Consider the following 26,763-nt stretch of genomic DNA (forward strand, 5'->3'; position numbering starts at 1 on the left):
ATCAGCCGAACCAGTCCGGCTCCAGGCCGGGATGCCATTTCACATTGCAGCCTACCGATGGAATCTGATCGGGGTTCACCGGTTCGCCTGCGAGCACTGCGTTGAGAGCAGCCCGCAGGTCGCTTCCATCGAGAGGCTGGTCGTTGCCGGGACGGCTCCCGTCGAGCTGGCCTCTGTACTGCAGCGTCTGGGGGCTGCTCTCATGGCTGCCAGCAAACAGATAGAACTCCGGTGTGCAGGCGGCTCGCAGGGAGCGGGCCAGAGTCTGGTCCTGATCCATCAGGTATGGGAAGCTCCAGCCGTGACGTTCCGCCTGCTCCATGAGCTGGTCGGCTCCGTCCTGCGGGTGAGTGATCAAGCTGTTGCTGCTCACAGCCAGAAGCTGGATCCGATCCCGGTAATCCCGGTCCAGCCGGGTCAACTCCGGTTCGATGTGCTTGACGAAGGGGCAGTGGGCACAGATCACCATCATCAGCACCGGCTTCTGATCCAGGGCTGAACGATTGAGGGACGCCCCGCTGGTCGTGGGCAGCTGGAAGTCCGGCAGATCCGTGCCCAGGGGCAGCATCGTCGAGGGGGTCAGGGCCATGGCTCCGCTGCAGGAACAGGTGCTCTCCATCAGGATGGCGTCCACTGGCATTCAGGTGAGGTCATGCCGGGACGAAGCTGGTGTCAGACGGCATGGAGCCTGGGACTGTGCCTGTCTCTGCTGGCCTGCGGATCCAAGGATCAGCAGGAGGAATGGACCATCTATGCGCTGCAGCGCAACGAGCCTCACGACGGTCTGGCTGTCGTGAATCAGCCGGATGGTTTCGGCCTGCACATCTTTCTGGAGACCGACACCCGGGATCCCTCCATCTGCAGGCCCAGATGGCTTCCGGATCCGGCCCGGCTGTTCAACGGTCGTGGTTCAGCACCCTTCAGCTCAGGATTGGCGACCCGCCAGGAATTCTTCGAGGCCATGACGCGGGATGCCGTCGTTTCATCCCTGCAGCAGGAGCTGGAAGCCCTCTGCAAGCAGCGCGCTCCCGATGCCCGTTGGCAGTGGCTGGATCCCCCACGCTCTGAGGTGGAAGTGACCCCGGTTCAGTTGCCGGCACTGGAGGAGGAGGATCTGCTCACCGACCCCTACGAGGAGCTTCAGAGACAGAAGGCACTGTTGGGGGATGTCGTCCCCAACTGAAACGGCGGGACACCCGTGGGCTTCAGTAGGCCGCCCAGACGACGGGTTCCGCTTCGCGCCAGTAGCGGCTGAAGCGTCCGAGTCGTGGTGGCCGGGGCAGCTCCACAAAGGGATCGGGAGCCAGTTCCGCGATGGGGAGCTCGGCTTCAATCGCCTGGAGGATCCGCTGCAACCGTGGATCCACGGCGGAGCTGGTCACCACGCCGTCCGCCTCGTGTCGCCTTGCGAAGGCCAGCACCTCAGAGGCCACATCCCCCTTGCGCAGGGTGACGGGTAGCTCCAGGGCCGCCTCGTAGAGAAAACCCAGTCGCTTGCGGCTGACCCGATTGGCTTCGATCCAATGGGTGTCGAAGACGAACAGAGCCGGTGCGTCCGGCCACGCCCGCAGGGCGGGATTGGCAGGGCCCAGGGCCTCCTCGTGAATCCAGAGAATCGGTCGTTGCATCGTCATGACGTTGTTCGGGACCTAGCGCTTGGGGCGGGCCAGGGCGGCACTGGCACCGCTGCGACCCCGACCATCACGCCGGGTGGGGCCATTGCCGCCGTCCCGAATGGCTGGCATCGGGGCAAAAAGCTGGCTCTCAAGCTGGTCGTAACTGCCCTCGAATGGGCAGTTGCCGGCGCTGGGGCATGCATCGCAGTAGCGGCCATCGCTGTAGCGCTCGAGGTTTCCGCGGTTGAAGAAGTAGGGCTTGTGGCTGAAGCTGCTGGCGACCCATTGCCAACTGAGGTGGTTGCTGGCGGGATCGCCATCCAGCAGGTGCTCGAGGAACCAGTCGGCACCGGCCTTCCAATGCACCCGACGCCAGTGCACCAGCCAGGCGGCCATCCACATCCGCGCGTGGTTGTGCAGCCATCCTGTGGTCACGAGCTCCTCGCGGAAGCCATCCATGCAGGCCAGTCCGGTGCGGCCTTCGCGCACGTCTTCGGGAAGCTCCCGGGAGTAGCTGGCGGCGTCATGGCCTGTCTTGAACGCTTCCAGGTCGTCATGGATGCCGTCGCCCAGATCGAGCCACATCCGCTGCCAGAAGTCGCGCCAGCCCAGCTCGTTGATCAGCTTGCCGCCGTCGTCCCGTTTCCGGATGCGATGGAAGACCGCCTGCTTCACCTCCGCCAGCGTCAGCACGCCATGGCGGATGTATGGGGAGAGGCCGGTGACGGCGCCGTTCAGATGGTTGCGGCTTTTGGCGTAGCGGGACGGCTGCACCCGCGCCAATCTGGCTTCTGCGGCCTGACGGCCACCAGGAATCGGGCTGAGCGGTCCCTCTGCGCTGGGGAATTCCTCGATCAGCAGCGCCTCAAGCGCGTCTCGTGAGGCGAACTGACGGGGCAGATCGCCAGGGCTGGGAGGTGACGGGGTGCTGGGCACCGGCCTTCTGAAGCGAGCGAGCCGAGATCCTGGCGGGGGATGGGGGAGAATCGCGCGATCTGAACCCGTTCCGGTCCGTCCCGATGCTGCTTGATCTCACCGGCAAGAAGATCCTTGTCACCGGCATCGCCAACAACCGCTCCATCGCGTGGGGCATCGCTCAGCAACTCAAGGCTGCCGGCGCTGAGCTGGGCATCACCTATTTGCCGGATGAGAAGGGCCGCTTTGAAGCCAAGGTGCGAGAGCTCACAGCGCCGCTGGAGCCCAGCCTGTTTCTGCCACTCAATGTGCAGGACGCCGAGCAGATGGCCGGTGTCTTCGCGGAGATCAAGGACAAATGGGGCGTGCTGGATGGTCTGGTGCACTGTCTTGCCTTCGCCGGCAAGGAGGAACTGATCGGCGATTACAGCGCCACCACCGCCGAAGGCTTTGCCCGCTCGCTCGACATCAGTGCCTACTCCCTGGCGCCACTCTGTGCCCACGCCAAGCCGCTGTTCAGCGAGAAAGCCGGGGTGATCACGCTCTCCTACCTGGGGGCTGAGCGCGCCATCCCCAACTACAACGTGATGGGTGTGGCGAAGGCTGCCCTCGAGGCATCAGTGCGATATCTGGCAGCGGAGCTGGGTCCGGAGAAGCAGGTGCGCGTGAACGCCATCAGTGCCGGCCCGATCCGCACGCTGGCCAGCTCCGCCATCGGCGGCATCCTCGAGATGATTCACAACGTGGAGGAGAAGGCGCCCCTGCGCCGCACGGTCACCCAGATGGAGGTGGGCGGCACCGCTGCTTTCCTGCTCAGTGATCTGGCCAGTGGCATCTCGGGTCAGACCATCTACGTCGATGCGGGCTATTGCGTCACCGGTATGTAAGGCAGCATGAGGGCAGCTGAGCAGCGGTGATGGCACGGCAGGGAGAGATCCATCGGGTCACCGGCGAGACCGATGTGAAGGTGCGGCTGGATCTGGATGGCACCGGTCAGTGCCAGGCCAGCACCGGAGTTCCTTTTCTCGACCACATGCTCCATCAGATCAGCAGCCACGGACTGATCAATCTGGAGATCAAGGCGGTGGGGGACACCCACATCGATGATCACCACACCAATGAGGATGTGGGCATCGCTGTGGGCCAGGCCCTGGCTCAGGCCCTGGGTGACCGTCGCGGCATTCACCGCTTCGGTCACTTCGTGGCGCCCTTGGATGAAGCCCTGGTGCAGGTGGTTCTCGACTGCTCAGGCCGCCCTCATCTGAGCTACAGCCTCAGCATCCCCACCCAGAAAATCGGCACGTACGACACCGAGCTGGTGAAGGAATTCTTCGTCGCCGTGGTGAACAACAGTGGCCTCACCCTGCACATCCGCCAGTTGGACGGCGTGAATTCCCACCACATCGTGGAAGCCTGTTTCAAGGCCTTCGCCCGGGCGTTGCGCATGGCCACGGAAATCGACCCACGTCGGGCCGGTGCCATTCCCAGCAGCAAGGGCGTGCTGGAGCAGGCGGGAGCCAACTGATCACCGAAGCCGCGCTTCACAGTCCGTTACGAGAGGATGGGGTGGTATCGATCGCCTGCCCGTGACCGTCGCTCCTGCCCGCCCCTACAACCGCAGCGACTGGGCCAGTGCCTTCGTCAATGTGGAACAGGAGCTCACCGATGTGGCGCTGTCACCCGTTCGTGGAACGGTGCCGGTGGAACTCCGCGGGACGTTTTACCGCAATGGTCCCGGTCGCCTCGAGCGTGACGGACATCGCGTTCATCACCCCTTCGATGGCGACGGCATGATCGCCGCCATGCGTTTCGACAACGGACGCGTGCAGCTGACCAACCGCTTCGTGCGCACGGAGGGCTGGCTGGCGGAGGAGAAGGCGGACAAGGTGCTGTATCGCGGTGTGTTCGGCAGCCAGAAGCCCGGCGGGCGGCTGGCCAACGCCTTCGACCTGCGGTTGAAGAACATCGCCAACACCAATGTGGTGCGCCTGGGTGATCAGCTGCTGGCCCTCTGGGAGGCCGCTGAACCCCATGCCCTTGATCCTGAGAGCCTGGAGACCCGCGGACTCTCGCGTCTGGATGGTGTGCTCAAGAAGGGTGAAGCCTTCAGTGCCCATCCTCGGTTTGATCCAGGTCACCACGGCCGCCCCTGCATGGTCACCTTCGGGGTCAAAACAGGGCCCCGCAGCACCATCCGGCTGATGGAGTTCGCCACCGAAGGTCCGGACGCCGGTGCGCTGCTTCACGACCGCTCCGACAGCTTTCCAGGCTTCGCTTTTCTGCATGATTTCGCCATCACCGCCAACTGGGCGGTGTTCCTGCAGAACGCCATCGCTTTCAACCCCCTGCCCTTCGTCACCGGTGAGAAAGGAGCAGCCCAGTGTTTGCAGTCCAAGCCGGGCGGCAAGGGGCGCTTCTGGCTGATCCCGCGGGATTCCGGTCGTTTCGCCGGCCAGAAGCCCCGCATCCTCGAGGCCCCCGATGGATTTGTCTTCCACCACCTCAACGCCTTTGAGGACGGCGATCACGTGGTCGTGGAGAGCATCGTGTACGACGACTTCCCCACGATCGGTCCTGATGAGGATTTCGCTGAGGTGGATTTCGACACGGTGCCTGAAGGGATCCTGCACCGCTGCCGCCTTGATTTGAGCCGTGAAACCGTGCAGACCGAGCGGATCTCAGAGCGCACCTGCGAGTTCGCCATGGTGAATCCAGACCGTCAGGGGCTGAGTGCCCAGTACGCCTGGATGGCGGTGGCGGAGCGGGAAACCGGCAACGATCCGCTTCAGGCGATTCAGAAGCTTGATTTGAAGTCCGGCACCACCCACACGTGGAGTGCTGCACCCCGCGGATTTGTGAGTGAGCCGCTGATGGTGCGCCGCCCCGGTGCTGAGGCGGAGGATGACGGCTGGGTGCTGGACCTGGTCTGGAACGGAGCCCGCCAGGCATCGGATCTGGTGATCCTTGATGCGCGCGATCTGTCTGAGGTGGCGTTGCTGGAGCTGCCTCTGCCTGTCCCCCACGGTCTGCACGGCAGCTGGGCTCCGACCCACTGACAGCTCAGTCGGATCTGCACACAACCAGGCCCCTTCTGCACATCCACTGGACACATTCAGTGTGTGCAGCGGATCTATATCGAAGGAAGCAGCAGCTGGATCAAGTTGCGCAGTTCAGTTCGTCGAACGATCAATCTCGTGCTTGCTGCACTGGGTACAGCCATGGCAGCAACAGCTGTTGTCCCCAGAACAGCTGCCGTGCAGGCTCAGGAGCCTCCTTGCGCTGGCACGGTGCTGCAGCTGTCGATCAACGAGACCGGCCCACTCTCCATCGATCGTTTCCGTTTCCATCTCCTGCTCAATGGTGAGGGAGATCGCGAGCAGGCGGCCATGGATCAGCTCAATCAGAGACTCTCAACGCTTCGCTTGCAGCTCAATCCCCTGGTATCAGGGACGCTCACGGTTTCTTCGCCCACCACATCCCGTCAGAGCAGCCGTGTGCGCGTGTCCGGTGAGACGAAAAGGGGGAACTACAACACACTGATTCAGTCGGTCGGACGGTTGCCCGGAGTTCGCCTTGTGGGGATGCAGTCGATCCCTGATCAGGACGATTCGGAGACGTTGAAGCAGAGCTTGATGCAGGCTGGTCTGCGGCGTGGCAAACAAGAAGCTGAGAGAACGGCCAAAGCCATCGGTGCAGCCAGGGTGAAGCTGATCCGCATCAACAGAACCAGCATCGGCGGCATTCCGCGGCCGATGCTGAAATCAGTTTCAGAGGATGCGCCATTCAGGCCGGATGAAGCTCCGGATCCAGAGATCGCGGTGCGCATGCAGCTGGATTACTGCCTGTTTTGATCCCTAATCACAGAGATTGGGTGTTGATTCTCGACAGCTCCTTCCAGGCCAGGCGGGGGGCGCTCCACAGGGTTCCGAGCACGAGCGGTGTGACCGGGACGGCAGCAATCACGATGAATGCCTGGAGGGCATCGATGGAATCGGCACCCGATCCGATCCGCAGCAGCACCAGCGTCAGGCTGCCGATGATCAGAGCCCAGAACAGGCGCAGTGCGGCTGGGGGCTCCTGGCGACCGCTCACCACCATCGCGGCGGCGTAGCTCATCGAATCGGCACTGGTGCACATGAACAGCACCACCAGCACCAGGCCCACCAGGATGAACACTCCCGAGATGGGAAGTTGCTGGAGGATCGCCAGCAGCGCTCCTGCGTGTCCCTCAGCGGCAAGGGGACCGCTGATGGCCCCCGCTTTATCCAGCTCGAGGGCCATGCCGGTGCCGCCGAGAAGTGTGAACCAGATGTTGGTCACCAACGGACAGAGGATCGCCACGGCCAGCACCAGCTCCCGGATGGTTCGTCCGCGGCTGACTCCTGCAGTGAACAGGCCCATCAGGGGTGCATATCCAAGAAACCAGCCCCAATAGAAAACGGTCCAGCCATTGACCCAGCCCTCGTTGGCGGAGGTCCGGTTCAGAGCCATCTGGGGAAGATGCGTCAGGTAGGTGGAAAATCCGCTCACGAAGTGCTGGATCAGAAACCAGCCAGGGCCGAGCAGCAGCAGTCCGCTCGCCATGGCCAGCGTCAGCCATACGTTCAGTTCAGAGAGCCACTTGATGCCCTTCTGGATGCCACTCACCGTTGAAGTGGCGAACACCGCCGTCAGCAGCACAACAACCAGGGATTGCATGCCGGCCGTGTCACTGAGCCACGGCAGTTTTCCCGCCGCATTGCTGAGCTGAAGCGACAGGAACCCCAGCGGTCCGACGGTGCCTGCGATGGCAGCAACCACGGAGAGTCCGTCGGCAAGTGCGCCGATCGGCCCCTCCACCATGGCTTTGGGAAGCAACGGCACCAGCAGGGTTCGCGGCCGGAGTGGCTCACCACGTCGCTCCAGGATCGAGAAGGTGATCGTCACGGTGGTGGCGACAAGAGCCCAGGCCAGAAAACCCCAGTGGAGAAAGCTGACCGCAAGAGCCGGATCCACCGCAGCCGCACTGCTGCCTTCGATGCCTTGGAAATGGGGCGCCGGGGACTGGAAATGGGTGAGCGGTTCGGCAGCGGACCAGAACACTCCTCCCCCTGCCAGCAGGGTGCAGATCAGCACCGCACACCAGTCAAAGAATTTCAGGCTGGGCTTTGCCTCGGGCCCTCCGAGCCTGAGGCTGCCGAGGGGGCTGATGGCCATGCCCATGGCGATCAGGAACAGAACCACAACCATCCAGAGCCAGACACCTCCCAGCAGGGAACTCACGAAGGCCTTGCCTTCGCTGGTGAAGGTTTCAGCCAGGGTGAGATCGACAGCAGCCACCAGCAGAAAGATCAGCAGCGGTCCGGCCCCGACCCAGAGAGGGCTTTCCCGGATCCAGTGGCGTGGGGTCTTGGCGGAATCAGACATGGAAAACGGGCTCAGAGACGGACAGCTGTGCGCTGGTGGCTCCAGCAGGACAGATCAACGGCGGGTTGGTTCCCACTGGCCAGTCGTGCCAGGGAGTCCCCGATCAACGGGGCGAACTTGAAGGCCTGACCGGAGCCTCCCGTGAACAGGCTGAGATTCGGGCTGAGCCGATCCAGCACGAAATTCACATCACTGGTCATGGAGTAGGGGCTCATCACCGTTTCCACGCGCTCCTGCACGCCTTCAACGTTGTTGAACAGAAAGGTGTCAAGCAGTTCCACAAGCCTTGGCGGCGGCTCCGTGGCCATGGCATTGGGCTCGGCCACGCGGAGCTCCTGGGGAGCCCAGTCGATCCCGGCTTTGATCCGCGGGCGGCCATCAGCCGTGTGGCTGAGAACGGGGAAGCCGTAATAGAGACCGCCGTCGTCCCCGCGTTTCTGCTGGAAGCAGAACCACTGGGGATAGCGATCGGCCAGGGCCGGATCGACGGTGTAATGGGCCCAGAGCATGGGCCAGACCTCGAGTTTCGGAGCCAGCCCCAGCGGAGCCAGAAGCAGCTGACTCCAGATGCCGCTGGTCACCACCACCTGGCCTGCGCTGATGTGATGGCCGTTCTCGAGGGTGACGCCCGCGCCATCGGGATCGATGCCGGCCACGGGGCAGTGTTCGATCAGCTGCTGACCTGCGTTGCGGGCGGTGCGGGTCCAGTGGGCGATCACCTTGTCACTGCGCACCGCGCCGGCGGTGGGCTCGAACAGTCCGGTGAAGTCCGGTTTCGGGTTCAGCGGAAACCGTGCCTTGATCTCTTCAGCACGGAGGGCTTCATAGGGAATGCCCTGGTCGTCCATCACGCGGCGGGCGCCGGGAATCGATCCCTCAATCGTTTCCTCATCCCAGCTTTCGCCGTAGAAGAGCAGTCCGTGCGTTTCGCGCAGTTGCTCTCCGGCATGGGTTTCCTCCTCCCTCCAGAGGCGATTGGCCTCCTGAGCAAGCCTGCAGAGCACCGGATCGGAGTACATCTCGCGGAACATCCGGGTTTCTCCGAAGCTGCTCGCCCTGGCATGGGCCAGGGTCCTGGCCTCCAGCAGCACCACATCGCCGATGCCGTGACGGGCCAGGGAGGCGGCGCAGCTGAGCCCGGCCATTCCGCCGCCGATGATCACGACAGCGGCCTGGGACGGCAGAGAGGAGGGTTGGGTCATGCGGCATCTCCGAAGCTGAGGCCGATGGGGTCGCTGCTGGATTCAGCCACGTCCACCAGAGCAGCCCCAACCGAGAGCCCCTGATCGCGCCGACTCAGGTAGTTGGCGGCCCGCTGCCGGACCTCGCAGCGCACGAAGGAATACACGTCCTCCGCACCGGCGTTGTTCCAGGCCTCCGGGGAGAACCGCTCGATGGAATCGGCAATCACGGCACCCGCATTCACCAGGGGATCCGGCAGCACACGGATGCCACGGCGGCGCAGCTCATCGGCCAGTTGCGGGTTCTGGAAGGGGGCGTTGGCAGCCGGAACTACGGCCTCCGTGCGGAGGGCGTCTGCCATGGCTGCATCGATCAGGCCGGAGATGGAGCAGGGCAGCAGCAGGTCCAGCTTCAGCTCCCACCAGGAGCATCCCTGCGGCAGCGGCGTCGCGCCGGGTATGGAAGCCCGTTCACGACTGAGATCCACGGTGAAGACCGTCCAGCCGTGGTCCACCAGGGCGCGGGCGACGGTGCCTCCCACCGCGCCGCATCCGTGCACCAGGGCGCGCCCGGGCTTGGCAGTTTTCAGGTCCGTCTCCAGCACGGCTTCGACGGCGCCCAGGGTGCCGTGAGCCGTGGCAGCACTGGCATCCACCGGACTGCCGACCGCAGCCAGCACGTGCGGTGTGAGCTCGGTCAGCCGCTCCATGTCCTCAAGGCTGGTGTTGAGGTCACAGCCGGTGATCATGGCTCCGTCGAGCGACTGCAGCAGCTCGGCGGTGATGTTGATCAGTTCATCCTTGACCGCTGCAGGCTCCGAGGCCCGGGCCACGATCTTGCCGCCGGCGAAACCGGTGCCATAGAGATCGTGCTTGTGGGTCATCAACCCTGCAAGACGTTCGCCATCAGCGATGCAGGCTTCATCACTGGGGTAATTGAGAAGACGAAGGCCACCGTTGGCAGGTCGCTTGGCGTCGGTGTCCTCCGCCACCACGAACACCGAGAGGTGATCCGAGACGTGCTCGGCAAGCACCGAGACACTCGGTGTGGGTCTTGTTTGGGTTGTCATCAGGCGACCTTCTCCATGATCTGGTGGTGCTCGACGTAATCCAGGCTCCACTCACTCGGAGCTTCAGCGATGCGTTGCTCCAGCTGCGTGTAAACCTGATCAGCGACGCTGTCTCCTGCCACGCTGGCGAAGCTGTGCCGGCTCCAGCTGCGGATGGTGGCCATCAGTCCTGCTGCAAAAGCAGCGGTGTCTCCGTTCTCGTTCCAGCGGCGGCGGTACGGGCACTTCACATACACCGTGCGTTCGTTCACCAGCCGCAGGCCGTTGCGATAGGGCGCTGAGGTGGTGTCCTTCAGCGGAGCCATGAACTCCTCTGGAGACTTGTAGAAATTCAGAACCGTTCCACTGCGGTACTGCTCCTCGGAGATCACGCCTTCATCAGCCAGGCCACGCCAGATCTGATGCAGCTGGTCATGCACGTTGCGGGTTTCGCCACCGTTGTGACCCAGATAGCGGCCTTCCCCATCGCGGGAGAGGTTCACGGTCAGCAGGCGCCCGCCGACCTTCAGTTCGCGGCTGCGCAGTTCGAGGATGAACGTCCAGTCCTTCATCGCCTGGGTTGTGAAGCGCTCCAGTGCTTCTGCATCCCCTGAGGCGAGCACATGGGTATGCGTCTCCAGCTGGCCAGGTGATGCACTCAGCCAGTGCATCGCGGTGGCGGAGAAGCCGAAGCTCACCGTGTTCGGCCCCACGGAGGGTTCGTAGAAGCTGCGGGCACTCACCAGCACCGTCGGTTTCGCAGGGCGCGGGATCTGCAGGGCCAGGTTCTCGGCCAGAGCGACGTTGTCATTGCTCGGCAGATCGTTGCCGATCAGGGTCAGGTGGGCCTCGGGCTGGTTGCCATGCAGGCGATCCAGCACTTGATTCCAGAGACCGACGGCAGTGCCGCCGTCGGCGGCTCCGTAATCGATCAGCACGTGACTGTCAGAGACAGCCAGTTGGTCAACACAAGTCAAGGCCCAGTCCGAGGCGGCTTCGATGCAGAGGAGTGCGCCTTCGGTCTGCGCGCTGTAACCCGTGGTCATGGCGATGGCCATGAACCTCGTCAGCGGCAGGGTTCACCGTACAGGACTCGTTTTTCAGCCCCCCGTGACACAGAGCACCTGGGTGTGTTCAGGCGGCCTGAAGCAGCTCCCTGAGGCCTGGTTCCAGCTGGGCGAAAGCCCGCCCCCGGTGCCCGTGATGCTTCTTTTCGCTGAGCGGCATCTCGGCGAAGGTGAGGCCGGTGCCCGACACCTCGAAGACGGGGTCGTAGCCGAAGCCTCCGTCGCCGCGGGGCTCAGTGGTGATCGAGCCCTCACAGCGACCCTCCACCTCCAGCAGCACCGTCCCGTCGGGTGCGGCCAGGCAAAGGGCAGCGATAAAGCAGGCAGAACGGTCCTCAACCTCACCCAGAGCATCCAGCAGTTTTGCGATCCGCTCGGGATCTGTGGGTGCATAGCGCGCCGAATGCACACCGGGGGCTCCGTCCAGGGCCGTGACACTCAGGCCCGAGTCATCGGCCAGGGACCATTCGCCACAGGCGGCCGCCACGGCCCGAGCCTTGATGCGGGCATTGGCGGCGAAACTGGCGCCGGTCTCCTCAATGTCCAGACCGCTGGGCTGGGGTTGCACGTCCAGAGGAAGCGCGCCGAGCAGGCCCTGGAATTCGCGGATCTTGCCCTGGTTTCCACTGGCGATGATCAGACGTTTCATGCGGCTTCGGCGAAGCGTCGGGCCCAGCTCAGCACGGCGTTGACCCGTTCGGCATCGGGGGCTTCGCAGTAGAGACGCAGCAACGGCTCGGTGCCCGAGAAGCGCAGCATGAGCCAGTGGCTCGGTCCCAGTCGGAGCTTGATGCCGTCCGTGCTGATCACGCTCTGCACGGCGGTGCCGGCGACCTCCTCCGGTGGTGCATCCGCCAGCAGGGTCTCCAGCCGCCGGCGGGCGTCCATATCGGCCAGCCGCAGGTCGAGCCGGTCGTAATGGCTGGCTCCGCCGTGGCGCTGCTGCAGGTCATTCAGACGTGCCCCAAGCGGTTGCCCGCTCTCCACCAGGGCTTCCAGCACCAGCATCGCCGCGAACAGGGCGTCTCGCTCGGGTAGGTGCATTCCGAATCCGACACCGCCTGATTCCTCTCCGCCGATGAGGACCTCACCCGCCAGCATTTCCGCAGCGATGTATTTGAAACCCACGGGCAGCTCCTGAACCTCGCGCCCGAGCCCCTCGGCCACCAGGCGCATCAGGTCCGAGCCACTCACGGTCTTCACCACGGTTCCAGGCAGTTGCCTGGCCCGAGCCAGATGATCAATCAGGAGCGGCATCAGCAGCTGGGTGCTGCAGAACCGGCCCGTTTCATCCACAGCGGCGATCCGATCTCCGTCTCCGTCGAACACGAGTCCGACCGCCGGCGTCCCCGCTGCCGTTGAAGCCTGCACCGCAGTGATCAGCTGGCTCAGGTAAGGAGCCAGCGGTTCCGGCGGATGACCGCCGAACAGTGGGTCGCGCTCACTGCGGATCTCCTCCACCAGACCATCGCCGGAGCAGTCCAGAAGCTCGGAGACACATCCCGCCGCCGAGCCATGCATCGGGTCGACGATCACCTTCAGGTTCATGGACCTGAGTCCCTCTCTCAGGGCCGTCAGATCGAGTTTGCGGCGCAGACCCTCCAGATGCTCCCGCCTTCCGTCGAAGCGGTGGATCGTTCCCTGAATCGGAGCTGTGATCCCAGCGGCAGCCAGTCGTCTCTCCACAGCGGCGGTGAAGTCACCCTCCACCGAACCACCGAAGGGCCCCTTGATCTTGAGCCCCAGCCATTCGGAGGGATTGTGACTGGCGGTGATCACCAGAGCGCCCAGGGCACGTCGCTCAACGACCGCCCAGCTGCAGGCGGGTGTGGGCACAGCTGTCTCGGTGAGCAGTGGTTCCAGCTCGCTGCCGCGGACGGCGGCTGTGATCGCCTCGGCCAGTTCAGGTGCCAGAAAGCGCCGGTCATAGCCGATCACGACGGTGCGACTCTCAAGGCCTGCCGGGGCGCGATGGGCGAGTTCCTGAGCCGCTGCCGCCGCCACACGCAGCAGGCGTTCCACCGTGATGTCCACCCCGAGAACGCCACGCCAGCCATCGGTGCCGAATCGGATCGGAGCAGGGTGCAGAGGCAGGGGGGCTGAGGACATGGAACACCTGGCAGCGAACAGGATCTAGCAGTTGCGCGCCGTAGGGTCGCCTCATGGGTGACACCCCGCCTGCCGACAACGCTCTCACCGATCGTTTGCTGCGCAGCTGGCTGCGCTGTCGGCGCAAGGCGTGGCTGGATCGTCATGGTGATGCGGCTGATCGGTTGTGGACCGCGCATCGCAATCTTCAGCTCGATGATCAGCAGCGTTGTTTCGCGGCGCTTCTACGGCAGCCTCCCGGACGGGGAGAGGCGTCCTGTCGCGATGGTGCCGAGTCGGTTGTCGGTCTGCGCTTGAAGGGCACTGGTCCTTCCGGGGAGCCGCTCGAGGCCCATCCACCCCTGCTTCGACGGGTGAAGGGACAGAGCCGCTGGGGGGCTTTCGCCTACCAGCCGGTCATTGCCCGTCAGGGTCGTCGTCTCACCAGGGAACATCAGCTGCCCCTGGCCCTGATGGGCCATCTTCTGGAGCAGGTTCAGGACAGTCCTGTCCAGGACCTGCTGGTGCTGGGGGGATCCGGTCGGCGGCTGGAGCGGGACCGGGTCGGATTGTCTTCAGGTCTCCGTCGCCAGCTCAGCGAGGCTCTGCGAAAGCTGGGCCAGGATCTGCAGCGTTCCCAACCTCCGGCGCTGGCGGCGGATCGTCGCAAGTGTTCTCTCTGCAGCTGGCGAGTCAGTTGCAACGCCGTTGCCGCCTCCGAGGGGCATCTCAGTGAGGTGAGCGGCATCGGCGCCCGTCGGCGCGAAATGCTGATGGAGATCGGTATCCGCGGCCTCGAGGATCTGGCGGCGGCTGAACCCGATCGGCTGGCGGCGCAGATGGAACGCTTCGGCGATCAGCACGGCGTGGTGGCGCGCACATTGGTGGCCCAGGCACGGGTCCAGCGGGACGGCCGGGTGGAACGTCTGCTGAGGTCACCGGCTGTGCCGGAGCTTGAGACAGCGCCCGGAGTTCTGCTGTACGACATCGAGTCGGATCCCGACGCCCGTCACGATTTCCTGCATGGTTTCGTTTGCCTGCCCAGGGATTCCAGCGGGGCCTGGCTGCCGCATGCCGCGAAATACCACCCTGTCCTGATGCTTCAGGACCATCCGGAGGAACGCAGCTGGAGACGGTTGACGTGCTTGCTGGATCGATTCGCCTCCTGGCCCGTGCTGCATTACGGAGAAACGGAGTCTTTGGCCCTGCGACGCATGGCCCAGCGCCAGGGACTTGCGGATGCTGATCTCACCGACCTTCGGCAGCGGCTCGTGGATGTGCACGCCAGGGTGCGCAGCCACTGGCGCTTGCCGCTGAACAGCTACGGACTCAAATCCGTTGCGGCCTGGCGGGGATTCCGCTGGGGTCAGGCCGGCGCCGATGGGGCCCGTGCGCTGCTCTGGTGGCGTCAGTGGCAGGGGGAAGGTGAACGACGCCGGGGACATTCCCATGCCCTGGATCGGATCTTCCGGTACAACCGCGATGACTGTCTGGCGACCTGGGCTGTCGCTGAATGGTTGCTGAAGCGGGATGGTGCTCCTGATCAGGAGGAACCGGCAGAAACCGGCGGGTCCTGAAACCCTCCAGGCCGCTGAAGGATCAGACATTGACCTTCCGGTCCCTCAAGCTCCCCTTCCTGCAGCCATTGCCGGCGCACCAGCGCAAGACCGATCCAGCGTTGACCTGGCGTCACCTCCAGGCTGGAGGTGACGACACCAGCACGGTCACCGTTGCATCCGAGTTTCGCTTCGGCACTGATCGCAGCTGTGCTGCTCCAGCAGCGCAGCTGCTGCTTCACCCCACCGCTCGACGCCAGCTTGGCCATGGTTTCCTGGCCGAGGTAGCAACCTTTTGACAGGCTGATCCGCCTTGCCAGGCCAAGTTCAAAGGGATTGGTGTCGCCTGTCAGCTCTTGGCTCGACGGCCAACCCTGAAGGAGTCGCCATTGTTCGAGGGCATCAGCATCCGCCAGTGGCAGGTCCGAGCAGTCCTTCGGAAGCCCCTGCCCCGGGAGCAGCCAGGCCACGGTGTCAGCGTCGGGAAGGGTCTGAAGACGCTGTTGGCGTCTGCCAGCGCTGACGCGGACGCGATCAGCCGGAAAGATCACCTGATCGAAGCCATTGGTGATGGCGTCGGCCTCACCAGCCAGCACCAGAACATCCGCGCCCGTCGGATCCATCCGGATCTCCAGCAGCCCCCTCAGCCGTCCTGTGGCGCTCAGCCAGCAGCTCTGGACCAGAACACCATCTGGAATCTCCTTGAGGTCGGCACTGGTCTGACCCTGGAGAAAGTCACGGGCTCCCGGCCCCTCCAGCCGCAGCAGCGGGAAGTCGTCCTGCCAGAGCAGTGTTGCGGTCATGCCGCGAGCTCCAGGGCGCATCCGGCCACCTCTGAAAGTCGATAGAGGCTGATCAGTTCCAGCCCGGCCGATTCCATTGCGGCTGCACCTCCCTCCTCACGATCCACGATGGTGACGACCCGCTGCACGCGGAAGCCGGCGTCCTGCAGCTGCTGCACGGCTTTGAGGGCTGAACCTCCTGTGGTCACAACGTCTTCGAGAACGGTCACGATCGATCCTGGCGCCGGCAGAGGACCCTCCAGCCAGGCGGCAGTTCCATGGCCTTTCGCCTGTTTGCGCACGATCAGAGCATCGAGAGGCCTGTCGGACAGGGCCGCCGCCATCGCCACCCCGCTCACGAGCGGGTCAGCCCCAAGGGTGAGACCGGCGACGGCGGCGGCGTCCTCCTCCACATGAGCCAGCATGGCTGTGCTGATCAGAGCCAGGCCTCGACCGCTGAGACTCACCGGCTTGCAGTTGACGTAATGCTCGCTCTGGCGGCCTGAAGCCAGCTTGAACGTCCCCCGTCGGTAAGCCTCCATGGCAAGGCGCTTCAGAAGGAGCCTGGTCGGGTCTTCCGCAGGGGCCGGAGGACTGGGCATGGGACTAGCCGCACGCAACAACGTTCCTTAGTTTGCGCTCAGAGGCATGACGTCCCGCGATGCAGCGGCTGCTGTCGGTTCCGTTTCTGCTGTTCCTGATGCAGGTGGCTGCTCTTCCAGTCCAGGCAGGTCCTGTCCTCTGCAGCAGCTCCCTGGAGGTCGGCGAGCCGGGAACGGCCCCGGTGGAGGTCACGGTCTGCGAGCCGGTTCAGTCCACCTCAAAGCTGGTCACTCAACGCTTCTTCACCTGGACCGCTCCCTATGCCAGGGGGGTCGATCTGATGCATCAGATCACTGACCTGTTCGGTGTCGCTCGGGGTGGAACGGATGGCAACCGATGGATGGGTCTGGGATTCCCCGATCAGACGATCATTTGGGACAGCAGTGCGATTCACAACACCACGGCAGCTCTGCTGGAGCAGCAGAGTCCTGCGATTCCCTGGAGGACCATGGATCTGCCGAATGGATTCAATGCTGGTCTGTCCGGGAGCGTCCCAGGGACAGCTCCATTGTGGTAACACTCAGGCAGGACCCCGGGGGTCTAGCAATCTGGTGAATGCAGCGAACTCATAATTCGCCTAAGGCGAGTTCGATCCTCGCGACCCCCATCCACTTCTTCTGATGCGGCTGTTCCTGCTGGTCCTGCTCATGGTCCTGCCGGCTTTTTTTGCCGCTGCCGAAATCGCACTGCTGCGGTTGCGACCCAGCCGCGTTGAGGTGCTGGTGGAGGAAGGGCTGCGCGGCGCAGCAGCTGTTCAGCGCCTGCAGCGTCACCTCAAACGGGCTCTGATGGTGTCCCAGTTGGGAGCGACTCTCGCCATCGTCGCGCTCGGCTGGGCTGGTCGTGGACTCGGCATGCGGCTCTGGCCGGACGGAACTGCCGGCGCTGTCTGGCTGGATACGGGGCTGTTTCTGACAATCGTTCTGAGCGCGACGCTCGTTGCCGGTCTCTTGCCGAAGGCCTGGGTGCTCAATCGTCCCGAGTCGGCGGCATTGCGGCTGGCTCCTGTCCTGGAGACGGTGATGCGCTGTCTGTCCCCGCTGATCAATGTCCTGGAATCGCTGTCGGCACTTCTGCTGCGGTTGGCAGGACTGGCGCCCCAGTGGGATGCCCTGGTGCCGGTGCTCTCGGCCGGGGAGCTGGAAACCCTGATCGAATCCGGCCGGGTCACGGGTCTCTTCCCGGACGAGCGCAACATCCTCGAGGGGGTCTTCGCGCTGCGCGATACCCAGGTCCGTGAGGTCATGGTGCCGCGGTCGGGGATGGTGACCCTGCCGGTGGACGTGCGGTTCGCTCAGATGATGGAAGCCGTCCACCACACGCGCCATGCCCGTTTCCCGGTGATCGGGCAGTCGCTGGATGACGTCAGGGGAATTCTCGATCTACGGCAGATGGCGGAACCGATCTCCCGGGGTGAACTGGTTGCCGAGTCTCCCCTGGAGCCCTATCTGCAGCCAGCCGTGCGCGTGCCGGAGACCAGCACCCTCGCTGAACTGCTGCCGATGATCCGCAGCGGGCAGCCTCTGATTCTTGTGGTGGATGAACACGGTGGCACCGAGGGTCTGGTGACCGCCGCGGATCTCACCGGTGAGATCGTGGGGGACGAGCTGCAGCACGATCCCCATGAGCCCGAGTTGCAGCCGGTTGAGGATCAACCGGGGATCTGGCTGGTGGCTGGGGATCTCGAGATTTTCGAGCTGAACCGGCAGCTGAACCTCGAGCTTCCCGAGGCAGACGACCATCACACGCTGGCGGGGTTCCTGCTGGAGCGGCTGCAGCACATCCCGTCCCCCGGAGAAGCCCTGCGCTTCAACGGTCTTCAGTTCGAAATCACAGCCATGGCCGGGCCGCGGATCGAGCGGGTCCGTCTGGTCCTGCCGGATCAGACTCAGGATGACAAGTGAATCCCCGATAATCTCCCCCTGCGTCCAGGGCTCGCTGATGTCTCCCGACCCCATGGTTCCGGTGAAGGTCGGGGTGATAGGTATCGGCAACATGGGTTGGCACCATGCCCGGGTGCTGAGCCTGCTCAAGGATGCGGATCTGGTGGGTGTGGCCGATCCGGATGCAGCGCGGGGACAGCTGGCAACCGAGCAGTTCGGGTGTCGTTGGTTCGCGGATTACCGGACCATGCTTTCGGAGGTGGAGGCGGTCTGCATCGCGGTTCCGACCCTTCTGCATCATTCCGTCGGCATGGCCTGCCTTGATGCCGGCCTTCACGCTCTGATCGAGAAGCCGATCGCGGCCAGCCAGGATGAAGCTGCGGCGCTGATCGAGGCGGCCACGCGTGCCGGCCGGTTGCTCCAGGTTGGCCATATCGAGCGGTTCAACCCCGCGTTCCGGGAACTCACGAAGGTGGTGGCAAATGAGGAGGTGGTGGTCCTGGAAGGGCGCCGCCACAGTCCTCATGCCGATCGAGCCAACGACGTCTCGGTCGTTCTGGACCTGATGATTCATGACATCGATCTCGTGCTGGAGCTGGCCCAGGCGCCGGTGGTGCGTCTCGCGGCGGCCGGAGGTCGCAGCTCCGAAGGCCCGATCGACTACGTCAACGCCACCCTCGGTTTCGACAACGGCGTCGTGGCCAGTCTCACCGCCAGCAAGATGAGTCACCGCAAGATCCGCAGCCTCAGTGCGCATTGCCGCTCGAGCCTCGTGGAGACGGATTTTCTCAACCACACCCTTCACATCCATCGCCGCGCCCATGAGTGGTATTCCGCGGACCATGGCGAGCTCCTGTACCGAAATGACGGCTTCATCGAGGAGGTGAGCACCACGTCGATCGAGCCGCTCTACGCCGAACTGGAACACTTCCTGCAGTGCGTCCGGGGCAGGGAGACCCCGGCCGTGGATGGTCAGCAGGCGTCCAGGGCGCTGCGACTGGCGGACCTGATCGAGCAGGCGGTCGAGCATCCCGACATGGGCGTGCCGCTCACTGAGCCGATCTGATCTCCGATCACACCAGCCCTTCCTGTTCCGCCAGTTCCCGCAGGGCTGCGATCTGCCAGCGGCGACACACATCCGGGGAGGAGCCGTAGAACTGACCCCAGGCCATGGCTTTGTGCTGTGCGTAGGAGCTGGGGTCCTGCTCAGGGTGGCCCTGCTGCCAACCGACACGCACGGCATGGCCGATCACCACATCCAGGGCGAGATCGTCATCGAATCGCACCTCCGGGTTGGCCTCCACGAAGGCCATCAGGGAGAGCAGGCATTCGGTGCAGAGCTGCCGGTACTCCGGAGCCGTGATCCGGCTCAGCAGGTGCTCCACCTGGGTGGCGAAGTTGCGTTCCCCAGCTGTCTTTTCCAGGATCAGACGGCTGTTGAGTCGGTTGCGGCGCTCCAGCTTGTCCCCGATCACGAGGCCGCGGCAGTGCTGCAGCAGGGACCAGATGCCGGCGTAGAAATCGCGGGGAACCCGTTGCAGCGTCCCGAGTCGGATGCGGTGCTGCAACCAGTCCCCGCTGCTGGGAGGCTCCGCCAGCGGATCAGGCACCTTCCACTGCACGCGGCCGCTCACATGCAGCTGTTCCCCCCGCTTCAGTGCCGCGCGGGCGTGATCCACGTCCGTCAAGACGGCACGCAGACGACAGCGGACCGCGTGCGGTGCCTCGTTGCAGAGTGCTTCGAAGGCCTCGTCCTGACTGAGCTGCTGCTCGGCGGCCAGTTCCGAGGTGAGCAGCAGCAGCAGTTGTCCGAGCTGGAGCGTCAGGCTGCCCTTGAGGAGATCCGGCTCGCGTCGGGCCACGCTGTCGAGGGCGAGCAGCAGTTCCTGTTCCAGCATCCGTTCGCGACCGTCGCGGCCGCTGGTGCGATCGATCAGAGCCGCGATCGCACTGCTGTCCTGCGGCGTGCTCAATCGGGAGTCGGCGGTGTAGTTGCGACCGACGACCACCTGCTTCTGACGGACCAGCAGATCGGTGAGGGCATCCTCCAGCTGGGGATGCACCATCCCCATGGCGCCGGCGCAGCGACGCACGACACTCCAGTCTCCGCAATGAAGTCCCCGGTGATAAACCTCGTCCAACAGTGCATCGATATCCACGGGCTGCCCCTGCTTGGTCCCCTGGATCCCACCGCCGCCCTGTCGCTGCTGCAGCAGTTCGAGCACTTCGGCCTGCTCGTGCAGAGAAGCGCTGTTCCAGAGCCGAATCTGCAGTTCTTCGATCGAGGTCTCATCCAGTTCCTGCTCCTCGGCGGCCGTCAGGTCCCTGAGATCGGTGGCGTCGCGCAGCAGCGGTGGTGACTGGTCGCGGACGCGCCGCTGCCTGGTCGGTGTATCGGAGGGCTCCGGAAGCGCTTGCCACTGTCCGTGAGGCGCCAGCTCGCTCAGCCGGTCGAACCGGACCGGGATTCCGGCGATCTCACCCGACTGAAGGGTATGACCGAGTTTCAGGAAGGCCTCCGGGTGGCGTTGCAGCGCCTCCGCTCCGACCGGGATCAGAAGCAGAGGCAGCCCCTCCCCACGCCAGTGGCGCTGGAGCAGATGCAGTTCATCCACAACGGTGTCCGCCAGTTGCAACGGGTCATCGGCCAGATAGCTGTTGCTGTCCTCCAGCACCGCAGCCGTATGGGCCATGGCGATGCCCCGCCGGCGGTAGAACCGGGCAGTTTCCTCGGTTTCAATGCGCTGTCCCGGCTGACCACTGAGCCCGAGCTTGGCGTTGCTTCCCAGCACACAGAGATCGTCACTCAGCTCGGCGGAGGCCCGCACCGTCACGTCGCCGCCGCCGTCCACCGGCAGACCTGCTGCCATCAGCGCCTCCAGCACAGATGGTGTCTCGGCAGCCATGGCGACCAGCACCGCTTCGGCTCCAAGGGTGGTGGGTGAACGCCGTTCGCAGGGATCCAGGTCCTCCGGCGTGATCAGTCGTGCGAGCAGCATGTCTCCCACCCAGACCAGGCTCTGGGTCCAGATCAGCGGCAGGTTGGCGTTCGCCTGGCGGGGCTGACTGCCGGGGACCTGGCGTTCCTGGTCCACCTTGTCGTCGGGTACCCGGTACAACTCCGGGAACAGCTGCTCCCCGTCCTGCTCCACCGCCAAGGGGGTGAGTCGGGCTCGCCAGCGGCGGGCGTCGTCCCACCGTTCTTCACAGCAGGCCGTCACCAGTTCGAAGGCCAGGAACAGCGGCCATTCCGATTCGATCCCCTCGAAGGCCGACAACTCCTCCGGCTCGTAATGCAGTCGTGAAACGTCCTCCACCGGTGTCTGGTGCCCGTCGCGAAGGAACCGCTTGTAGCCGTAGGCGCCGCCGAGTTCCCGTCGGATCCGTCGCACCGTTCGCTCGATCAGAGAGCGGTCTTCTACCGCCCATGCGGGGTAGCCCACCACCGAGAGGCAGGCACTGTCGGCTTCCTTGCTGGCCGATTCCCGGGGGAGAAGGCTCTCGAGCGCCCGTCTCAGCCGCACGATGGCTCCCTGAGGAATCAGCAGTTGACGGCTGCCGTCACCGTGGTGGCCGAAGAGGTCCAACCCCTCGAGCCCCTCCAGGGCGGCTTTCGCCATTCCGATGGAACTGGCGTTGCGTTCCGGCAGCCCATGGTTTCCCTTGTCGCCCCGTTCCCAGATGCCGTAGTCGCGGGTCCTGTAGGCCCTCGCCACGTAGTAAATCAGGTTCTGAATGAAGTCCGCTTCATCCCTGCTCTGGATGACGGGGAGACCGCCGCGGGTGAGCTGGGCCAGCTGCAGCAGATAGAGCGAGGTGGCATCCAGTTGCAGATGACCCCAGGCGTGATCGGCCACCACGGGCTCACCGCTGCGGCTGTCGTATTTGGCATGGAGGGCGTCGCCGGGGTCGAGGCTGCTCTTGAACCGCTCCACTTTTCCGGCCTGCCGCATCATCGATCGCAGCAGACCCCGCATCAGGGCCAGCACACGCTGTTCCAGCTCCCAGGCCCGACTGCAGCGCGCGCCATGACGTCGTCGGTGGGCGAGGGCAAGCCCCCACACGCACTGGATGGAATAGACGCAGTCCCGCACCCAGGCATCGCCGTAATCGCCGTGGACGGTGTGGGCGGTGCTGGCAGGCAGCAGTCCGCTGATCGGGTCCTGTCGCTGCAGCACCACCCTTTCGATCGATCGATCCAGTCGCTCCAGGATCCGGTCGCTCTGGCTTGGGTCGCTGACGGTCTCCGTTGCCGACACAACCATGAGCCGCTCCACCACCATCCTTAAATTCTCCAACGCCGCCCTTCGGTGATCGATCCCGTGAGCACCAACCCCGACGACCGTCGCCGCTGCAGCGTTCTCGGAGTTCCCGTTGATGCCTGTCGCGATGTGCGTGCGGCAGCGGTCGGACTGCATGCCGCCGGTGGCGGCCGCATCGTGACGCTCAATGCCGAGATGACCATGGCGGCCCGGGCCAACCCGGAGCTTGGCCAGGCCATCGCCACGGCGAATCTTGTGATTCCGGACGGTGCCGGAGTGGTCTGGGCCCTGTCGCTGCAGGGGGTGAACGTGGTGAAGAGCGCCGGGATCGAGCTGGCCTGGAGCTTGCTTCGCTACGCAGCGGCTCATCAATGGCGCGTGGCCCTTGTGGGATCAGCGCCTGCTGTGATGGATGTGCTGCGGCGGGAGCTGCCGCAGCGCCTTCCTGGCCTGAATCTGGCTTTGGCGGTGGACGGCTACCAGCCTGCCGAGGCCTGGCCGGGTCTGGAGGCTGAACTGCGGGACCTGAAGCCGGATCTTGTGCTGATCGCCCTTGGCGTGCCTCGCCAGGAAACCTGGTCCCAGCGGGTCTGCCAGGGCGCTAGTGGTGTCTGGATGGGTGTTGGGGGAAGTTTTGACGTCTGGGCAGGCGTCAAACGTCGTGCTCCCGCCTGGATGTGCAGATGGCAGATCGAGTGGCTCTACCGGCTGCTTCAGGAACCGAGCCGCTGGCGTCGCATGCTGTCACTGCCGGCCTTCGTCTGGGATGTGCTGCGGAAGGGTCGGGCCTGAACCGGGTGTTCAGCGGAAGCCGACGGATGCTTGCCAGACGAAGGCAAGCAGCAGGAAGAAGACCGGAATCAGAGGCAGGATGTCGATCAGTGGAGAGAAGGCCTGGTAGGCCTCGGGCAGCTGTGCCAGCAGGTCGAGGGTGTAAGCGGCCATCCCTGGTGTCGATTCGGGCGAGGGCTGGACGCTACCACGTGTGGTGAGCTGGGGAGTCCGGCTCCCAGGGAGCGAAATCCTCTGAAAAACAACCGTCCTGAATCGCTGCCGCCATGGCGTTGGTGAAGCGGATCAGCTGGGTGATGTTGTGGATGCTCAACAGGGTCAGGCCGAGCAATTCGTCGCTGCGGATCAGATGATGCAGATAGGCCCGCGTGTGGCCTGTGCAGGCGATGCAGCGGCAGCTTGGATCGAGGGGAGTGTGGTCATGGCGGAAGCGCGCGTTGCGAAGATTCCAGCGTTCGCCTCCCACCAGGGCCGTGCCATGACGGCCCAGCCGGGTGGGCAGCACGCAGTCGAACAGGTCGATGCCGTGCGCCACAGCCAAGGCCATCTCCCGCAGGGTTCCGATTCCCATCAGGTAGCGCGGGCGGTCCACGGGGAGGAGAGGGGTGACATCCCTCACAATCCGGTGCATCTCCTCCACCGGTTCTCCGACACTCACCCCACCGACGGCGATGCCCGGCAGCTCGAAGGCCGAGACCGCGCGGGCGCTCTCCCGTCGCAGATGGGGGAAACAACCGCCCTGGACGATGCCGAACAGGGCCTGATCCTCACGGGTGTGGGCGTTGACGCAGCGTTCCAGCCAGCTGTGGGTGCGCCGGCAGGCATCCACCACATCATTTTCTGTTGCCGGATAGGGAGGGCACTGATCGAAGGCCATGGCTACATCGGCACCCAGCGCCATCTGGATCGATGTGGCGCGTTCGGGTGTCATGTCGATGATCCGTCCATCGCGCGGGTTCCGGAACACCACTCCACGGTCATCAATGCGGTTCAGATCGCCGAGACTGAAGACCTGGAAGCCGCCTGAATCGGTCAGCATTGGACCGCTCCAGCCCATGAAGCGGTGGAGACCACCCGCCTCGGCAATGATGTCCTCCCCCGGCTGGAGATGCAGGTGGTACGTGTTGGAGAGAACCATCTGGGCGCCGGTCTCCTGCAGCTGCCCGGTGCTGACGCCCTTCACCGTCGCCAGGGTCCCCACCGGCATGAACCGAGGGGTCTGAACCACCCCGTGAGGCGTTGTGAAGCGGCCGCAGCGGGCAGCTGTCCGCGGGCAATGCGCTGTGATCTGGAAGCCGAACAAGTCCGTGGCACCCCTGCGCTGAACCTACGGTGAGAGCTGACCCACCCGGCATGGCCATCGCGCGGACCCCGCCCTGTTGGCTCGCGGATCTCGCCGGAGCCTGGATTTTCTACACCGTGCTGCCGGCCTGGCCATGGCCGCCGCCACGGTTCAGACGCATCGCTCGCTTCGCACCCTGGATCGGCCTTCTGATCGGCAGCTCGCAGGCGGTTCTTTGGTGGGTGCTGACAGAGCTGGGCTGGTCGCCGATCGCGCTGGCTCCGCTGGTGCTTGCTGTTGGGATCTGGCTCAGCGGGGGGCTGCATCACGACGGGTTGATGGACACCACCGATGGTCTGGCCGCAGGGGTGGAGCGTCGTCTGATCGCGATGGAGGACAGTCGTGTCGGTGCCAGCGGTGTTCTGGCGCTGGTGATGCTGCTCCTTCTGGAGGTGGCTGCGCTGATCCAACTGGGATCCTTTGCTCCCATCGCGCTGCTTTTGACGGGGTTCTGGGCGCGGGTGGCGCCGCTCTGGGCGATGGCGCGGTTCGACTATCTGCGGCCGGAGGGTTCCGCGGCCTTCCATCGGCGGCATGGCCGCCCGTGGCTGGATGCGGTCCCGGCACTGCTGGCGCTGCCTCTCCTGGCATGGCTCTCAGATCCTGTGTCGGCCCTGGTGGGTCTGCCCGTCGCCGTCCTCTGTGCTGATCGACTCGGACGACGGCTCGGCGGTCACACGGGTGACTCTTACGGGGCCTCGCTGGTGCTGACCGAGGGCTTCACGCTTCTGGTTCTCTCCCTGATACCGGCGGCAACGTCAGCCTGAACAGGTTGCCAAGCGCCGGCAGATCAGAACTTGGAGAGACCACAGGCTGGTCGCCGGGCCTGACGCACAGCTGCAGGCTTCCGCCGTTCCGCTCTGCCAGATGGCGGGCCAGGGACAGGCCCAGGCCTGTTCCTGGCCGTTCCTGTCCGGCCTCTCCGCGCACGCCCCGCTCGAAGATTCGGCTGCGCTCATGTTCCGCGATGGGTGGTCCGGCATCCCAGACCGCGAGACCGTCCTCCATCAGGGCCAGGCCGATGGCACAGCCCGGGGGGCTGTAGCGGAATCCGTTCTCCAGCAGGTTGGCAACGATCTCACTCACCGCAGCCCCGCCCGTGGTCTGTTCGGACCACGCGGGCCATTGCTCAGGCCCAGACCAGGGCCGTCCCTGCAGATTGGCCATGGCTTTCGCCCGTTCGATCAGCGGAACCAGCCGTTCCTTGAGGGTGATGTCGGATTCGGCTGGGCCGGGGGGCAGCAGGAGTGGCGCGGAAGGATCACCGGTGGCCGGAAGTGTCGGTCCTCCCAGGCCGGCAAGGGCATCGATGTAACGGCCGAGTTGGTTCTGTTCCGTCAACACCCCCTCCACGAGGGAACGGTGCTGACTGTCCGCTTCAAGCCTGCGGAGCAGCAGCTGGGCATAGGTGCGCAGCGCCGCCAGGGGATTCCGCAGCTGATGGATCAGTGTGCGGAGCTGATCCTTCTGCTGCGTCAGCTGGTCACGCAGCTGAAGGCATTCCAGTTCTCTGGAGAGGCCGTGGCTGATCGCTCCGGCACAGAGGCGAAGCCGGGCATCCAGATCCGAGGTCCAATCCTCTCTGGGATCCAGATCAGCCCGCAGTGCTCCGAGGATCAGATCACCGTCCTGCAGCGGGTACCAGCGACGCCCGCGGGCAGGCAGGCGCAGTTCAGGATCGTTGTCGGCGGGCGGCAGCTGCCGGTCATCGATGGACCACTGGCGGATCAGGACGAGGGAGGGGCTCTGATCCGCCGCGGGCTGACTCAGATACAGCCCGAGACGGCGCAGCCCCGAACCCCCTGAGATCCCCTCAAGCTGCTGATCGGCAAAACCAAGAAAGCGATCCGTCAGCTGCATGGGTACAGATGGGCGGATGACGACAGAACCGCAGGCGGTTGGTTAAGGGGACTTGAAAAATCTGGGAAAAGTCTTAAGATCCTTTTATCGGCTGAGACACCGCTCAGCATGAGCGTGTGTCCATCAACACTCGCAAAGGTTGCTTTTCTATCGCGACCAAAGCTACAGCAGAGACTGAAGCGTTCTTTGCTGGGTGCCGACTCCGGCATTGCTGGGGTGTTGGTGTTCTTCCGATGGTGACGGCAAGTCCTTCACCGTTGCATGACGCGGCTCATGACGTTCCTGCGTCGAGATCCATCACGCGCAGTGCCCGGACAGGCTCAGGCGTCTCCGGTTCATAACCGTCTTGTCCACACATCCC

General features: G+C 64.5%; 26 protein-coding genes and 1 tRNA gene. 12 read left to right on the forward strand and 15 right to left on the reverse strand.

The features are described 5' to 3' along the window. Position 1: 1 nt before the first annotated feature. Positions 2-640, reverse strand: coding sequence for a thioredoxin family protein (locus KR49_RS09250; protein WP_043694473.1), 639 nt, complete (start codon positions 638-640; stop codon positions 2-4). 12 nt (positions 641-652) lie between these two features. Here KR49_RS09250 and KR49_RS09255 point away from each other — a divergent pair, with 12 nt between their 5' ends. Then, entirely contained in the window at positions 653-1,183 is a 531-nt protein-coding gene (locus KR49_RS09255) for a hypothetical protein (RefSeq protein ID WP_043694475.1), read from the forward strand. Between the two features lie 22 nt (positions 1,184-1,205). Here KR49_RS09255 and KR49_RS09260 read toward each other — a convergent pair whose 3' ends face one another. Together KR49_RS09260 and KR49_RS09265 are read right to left on the reverse strand one after the other, a co-directional pair. Then, entirely contained in the window at positions 1,206-1,634 is a 429-nt protein-coding gene (locus KR49_RS09260) for a DNA polymerase (protein WP_043694477.1), read from the reverse strand. 15 nt (positions 1,635-1,649) lie between these two features. Beyond that, complete coding sequence (locus KR49_RS09265) at positions 1,650-2,552, reverse strand: FAD-binding domain-containing protein (RefSeq protein WP_043694479.1); 903 nt, start codon at positions 2,550-2,552, stop codon at positions 1,650-1,652. Between the two features lie 83 nt (positions 2,553-2,635). Between KR49_RS09265 and fabI the strand changes: the two genes are divergently transcribed. The 4 genes from fabI (at position 2,636) to KR49_RS09285 (ending at position 6,382) form a co-directional block, all read left to right on the forward strand. Next, complete coding sequence (fabI, locus tag KR49_RS09270) at positions 2,636-3,418, forward strand: enoyl-ACP reductase FabI (RefSeq protein WP_043694482.1); 783 nt, start codon at positions 2,636-2,638, stop codon at positions 3,416-3,418. Positions 3,419-3,447: 29 nt separating this feature from the next. Then, the gene (hisB, locus tag KR49_RS09275; RefSeq protein WP_043694484.1) at positions 3,448-4,056 is read left to right on the forward strand and encodes an imidazoleglycerol-phosphate dehydratase HisB; all 609 of its coding nucleotides are present in this window, start codon (positions 3,448-3,450) and stop codon (positions 4,054-4,056) included. 61 nt (positions 4,057-4,117) lie between these two features. Next, positions 4,118-5,587 carry a carotenoid oxygenase family protein gene (locus KR49_RS09280; RefSeq protein ID WP_043694487.1) on the forward strand — a complete coding sequence of 490 codons (1,470 nt, stop codon included), beginning with the start codon at positions 4,118-4,120 and terminating at the stop codon, positions 5,585-5,587. A 63-nt stretch (positions 5,588-5,650) separates the two neighbouring features. Continuing rightward, complete coding sequence (locus KR49_RS09285; RefSeq protein WP_052378221.1) at positions 5,651-6,382, forward strand: SIMPL domain-containing protein; 732 nt, start codon at positions 5,651-5,653, stop codon at positions 6,380-6,382. Between the two features lie 7 nt (positions 6,383-6,389). Here the strand turns inward: KR49_RS09285 and KR49_RS09290 are convergent, their stop codons facing one another. From KR49_RS09290 to KR49_RS09315, 6 genes are all read right to left on the reverse strand, one after another. Beyond that, positions 6,390-7,937 carry a BCCT family transporter gene (locus KR49_RS09290; protein ID WP_043694490.1) on the reverse strand — a complete coding sequence of 516 codons (1,548 nt, stop codon included), beginning with the start codon at positions 7,935-7,937 and terminating at the stop codon, positions 6,390-6,392. 11 nt (positions 7,938-7,948) lie between these two features. Then, entirely contained in the window at positions 7,949-9,139 is a 1,191-nt protein-coding gene (locus KR49_RS09295; protein WP_043694493.1) for an FAD-dependent oxidoreductase, read from the reverse strand. After that, positions 9,136-10,188 (reverse strand): Glu/Leu/Phe/Val dehydrogenase dimerization domain-containing protein, encoded by a 1,053-nt coding sequence (locus KR49_RS09300; RefSeq protein WP_043694496.1) that lies wholly within the window; start codon positions 10,186-10,188, stop codon positions 9,136-9,138. The genes KR49_RS09295 and KR49_RS09300 overlap by 4 nt, the downstream gene beginning before the upstream one ends. Then, complete coding sequence (locus KR49_RS09305) at positions 10,188-11,225, reverse strand: SAM-dependent methyltransferase (protein ID WP_043694499.1); 1,038 nt, start codon at positions 11,223-11,225, stop codon at positions 10,188-10,190. The genes KR49_RS09300 and KR49_RS09305 overlap by 1 nt, the downstream gene beginning before the upstream one ends. A 76-nt stretch (positions 11,226-11,301) precedes the next feature. Beyond that, positions 11,302-11,883 carry an RdgB/HAM1 family non-canonical purine NTP pyrophosphatase gene (gene rdgB / locus KR49_RS09310; RefSeq protein WP_043694503.1) on the reverse strand — a complete coding sequence of 194 codons (582 nt, stop codon included), beginning with the start codon at positions 11,881-11,883 and terminating at the stop codon, positions 11,302-11,304. After that, positions 11,880-13,343, reverse strand: a complete 1,464-nt coding sequence (locus KR49_RS09315; protein ID WP_043694506.1) for a phosphoglucomutase/phosphomannomutase family protein — start codon at positions 13,341-13,343, stop codon at positions 11,880-11,882. Before KR49_RS09315 ends, rdgB begins: the two co-directional genes overlap by 4 nt. A gap of 53 nt (positions 13,344-13,396) precedes the next feature. Here KR49_RS09315 and KR49_RS09320 point away from each other — a divergent pair, with 53 nt between their 5' ends. Then, entirely contained in the window at positions 13,397-14,899 is a 1,503-nt protein-coding gene (locus KR49_RS09320; RefSeq protein ID WP_043694509.1) for a TM0106 family RecB-like putative nuclease, read from the forward strand. Here the strand turns inward: KR49_RS09320 and KR49_RS09325 are convergent. Further along, positions 14,866-15,681 carry a folate-binding protein YgfZ gene (locus KR49_RS09325; RefSeq protein ID WP_043697245.1) on the reverse strand — a complete coding sequence of 272 codons (816 nt, stop codon included), beginning with the start codon at positions 15,679-15,681 and terminating at the stop codon, positions 14,866-14,868. The two genes, KR49_RS09320 and KR49_RS09325, sit on opposite strands and share 34 nt — an antisense overlap. Then, positions 15,678-16,262, reverse strand: a complete 585-nt coding sequence (gene pyrE, locus KR49_RS09330; RefSeq protein WP_043694512.1) for an orotate phosphoribosyltransferase — start codon at positions 16,260-16,262, stop codon at positions 15,678-15,680. The genes KR49_RS09325 and pyrE overlap by 4 nt, the downstream gene beginning before the upstream one ends. Positions 16,263-16,321: 59 nt before the next feature. On the opposite strand from pyrE, the gene KR49_RS09335 reads away from it, so the two are divergent. The 4 genes from KR49_RS09335 (at position 16,322) to KR49_RS09345 (ending at position 19,212) form a co-directional block, all read left to right on the forward strand. Further along, positions 16,322-16,780 carry a hypothetical protein gene (locus KR49_RS09335; protein ID WP_052378222.1) on the forward strand — a complete coding sequence of 153 codons (459 nt, stop codon included), beginning with the start codon at positions 16,322-16,324 and terminating at the stop codon, positions 16,778-16,780. 17 nt (positions 16,781-16,797) lie between these two features. Further along, a tRNA-Ile gene (locus tag KR49_RS13945) sits at positions 16,798-16,870 on the forward strand. 13 nt (positions 16,871-16,883) lie between these two features. Continuing rightward, positions 16,884-18,167, forward strand: a complete 1,284-nt coding sequence (locus KR49_RS09340; RefSeq protein ID WP_043694514.1) for a hemolysin family protein — start codon at positions 16,884-16,886, stop codon at positions 18,165-18,167. A gap of 37 nt (positions 18,168-18,204) precedes the next feature. After that, positions 18,205-19,212, forward strand: coding sequence for a Gfo/Idh/MocA family protein (locus tag KR49_RS09345; protein WP_043694516.1), 1,008 nt, complete (start codon positions 18,205-18,207; stop codon positions 19,210-19,212). A 7-nt stretch (positions 19,213-19,219) separates the two neighbouring features. On the opposite strand, the gene KR49_RS09350 is transcribed toward KR49_RS09345, so the two are convergent. Then, entirely contained in the window at positions 19,220-22,411 is a 3,192-nt protein-coding gene (locus tag KR49_RS09350; RefSeq protein ID WP_043697252.1) for a glycoside hydrolase family 15 protein, read from the reverse strand. A 48-nt stretch (positions 22,412-22,459) separates the two neighbouring features. Between KR49_RS09350 and KR49_RS09355 the strand changes: the two genes are divergently transcribed. Continuing rightward, on the forward strand, positions 22,460-23,200 hold the full coding sequence (locus tag KR49_RS09355) for a WecB/TagA/CpsF family glycosyltransferase (RefSeq protein ID WP_043697255.1): 741 nt from the start codon (positions 22,460-22,462) through the stop codon (positions 23,198-23,200). 9 nt (positions 23,201-23,209) lie between these two features. Here KR49_RS09355 and KR49_RS09360 read toward each other — a convergent pair whose 3' ends face one another. Both KR49_RS09360 and tgt read right to left on the reverse strand, forming a co-directional pair. Further along, a complete protein-coding gene (locus KR49_RS09360; protein WP_043694518.1) occupies positions 23,210-23,353 on the reverse strand; it encodes a photosystem II reaction center protein K in 144 nt (47 codons plus the stop codon). Positions 23,354-23,384: 31 nt separating this feature from the next. After that, positions 23,385-24,503 (reverse strand): tRNA guanosine(34) transglycosylase Tgt, encoded by a 1,119-nt coding sequence (gene tgt / locus KR49_RS09365; RefSeq protein ID WP_043694521.1) that lies wholly within the window; start codon positions 24,501-24,503, stop codon positions 23,385-23,387. Positions 24,504-24,553: 50 nt separating this feature from the next. On the opposite strand from tgt, the gene KR49_RS09370 reads away from it, so the two are divergent. Next, on the forward strand, positions 24,554-25,309 hold the full coding sequence (locus tag KR49_RS09370; RefSeq protein ID WP_043694526.1) for an adenosylcobinamide-GDP ribazoletransferase: 756 nt from the start codon (positions 24,554-24,556) through the stop codon (positions 25,307-25,309). Here KR49_RS09370 and KR49_RS09375 read toward each other — a convergent pair. Then, positions 25,263-26,402 (reverse strand): sensor histidine kinase KdpD, encoded by a 1,140-nt coding sequence (locus KR49_RS09375; RefSeq protein ID WP_043694529.1) that lies wholly within the window; start codon positions 26,400-26,402, stop codon positions 25,263-25,265. The two genes, KR49_RS09370 and KR49_RS09375, sit on opposite strands and share 47 nt — an antisense overlap. Between the last annotated feature and the right edge of the window lie 361 nt (positions 26,403-26,763).

Source organism: Synechococcus sp. KORDI-49 (genome assembly GCF_000737575.1).
Lineage (GTDB): Bacteria > Cyanobacteriota > Cyanobacteriia > PCC-6307 > Cyanobiaceae > Parasynechococcus.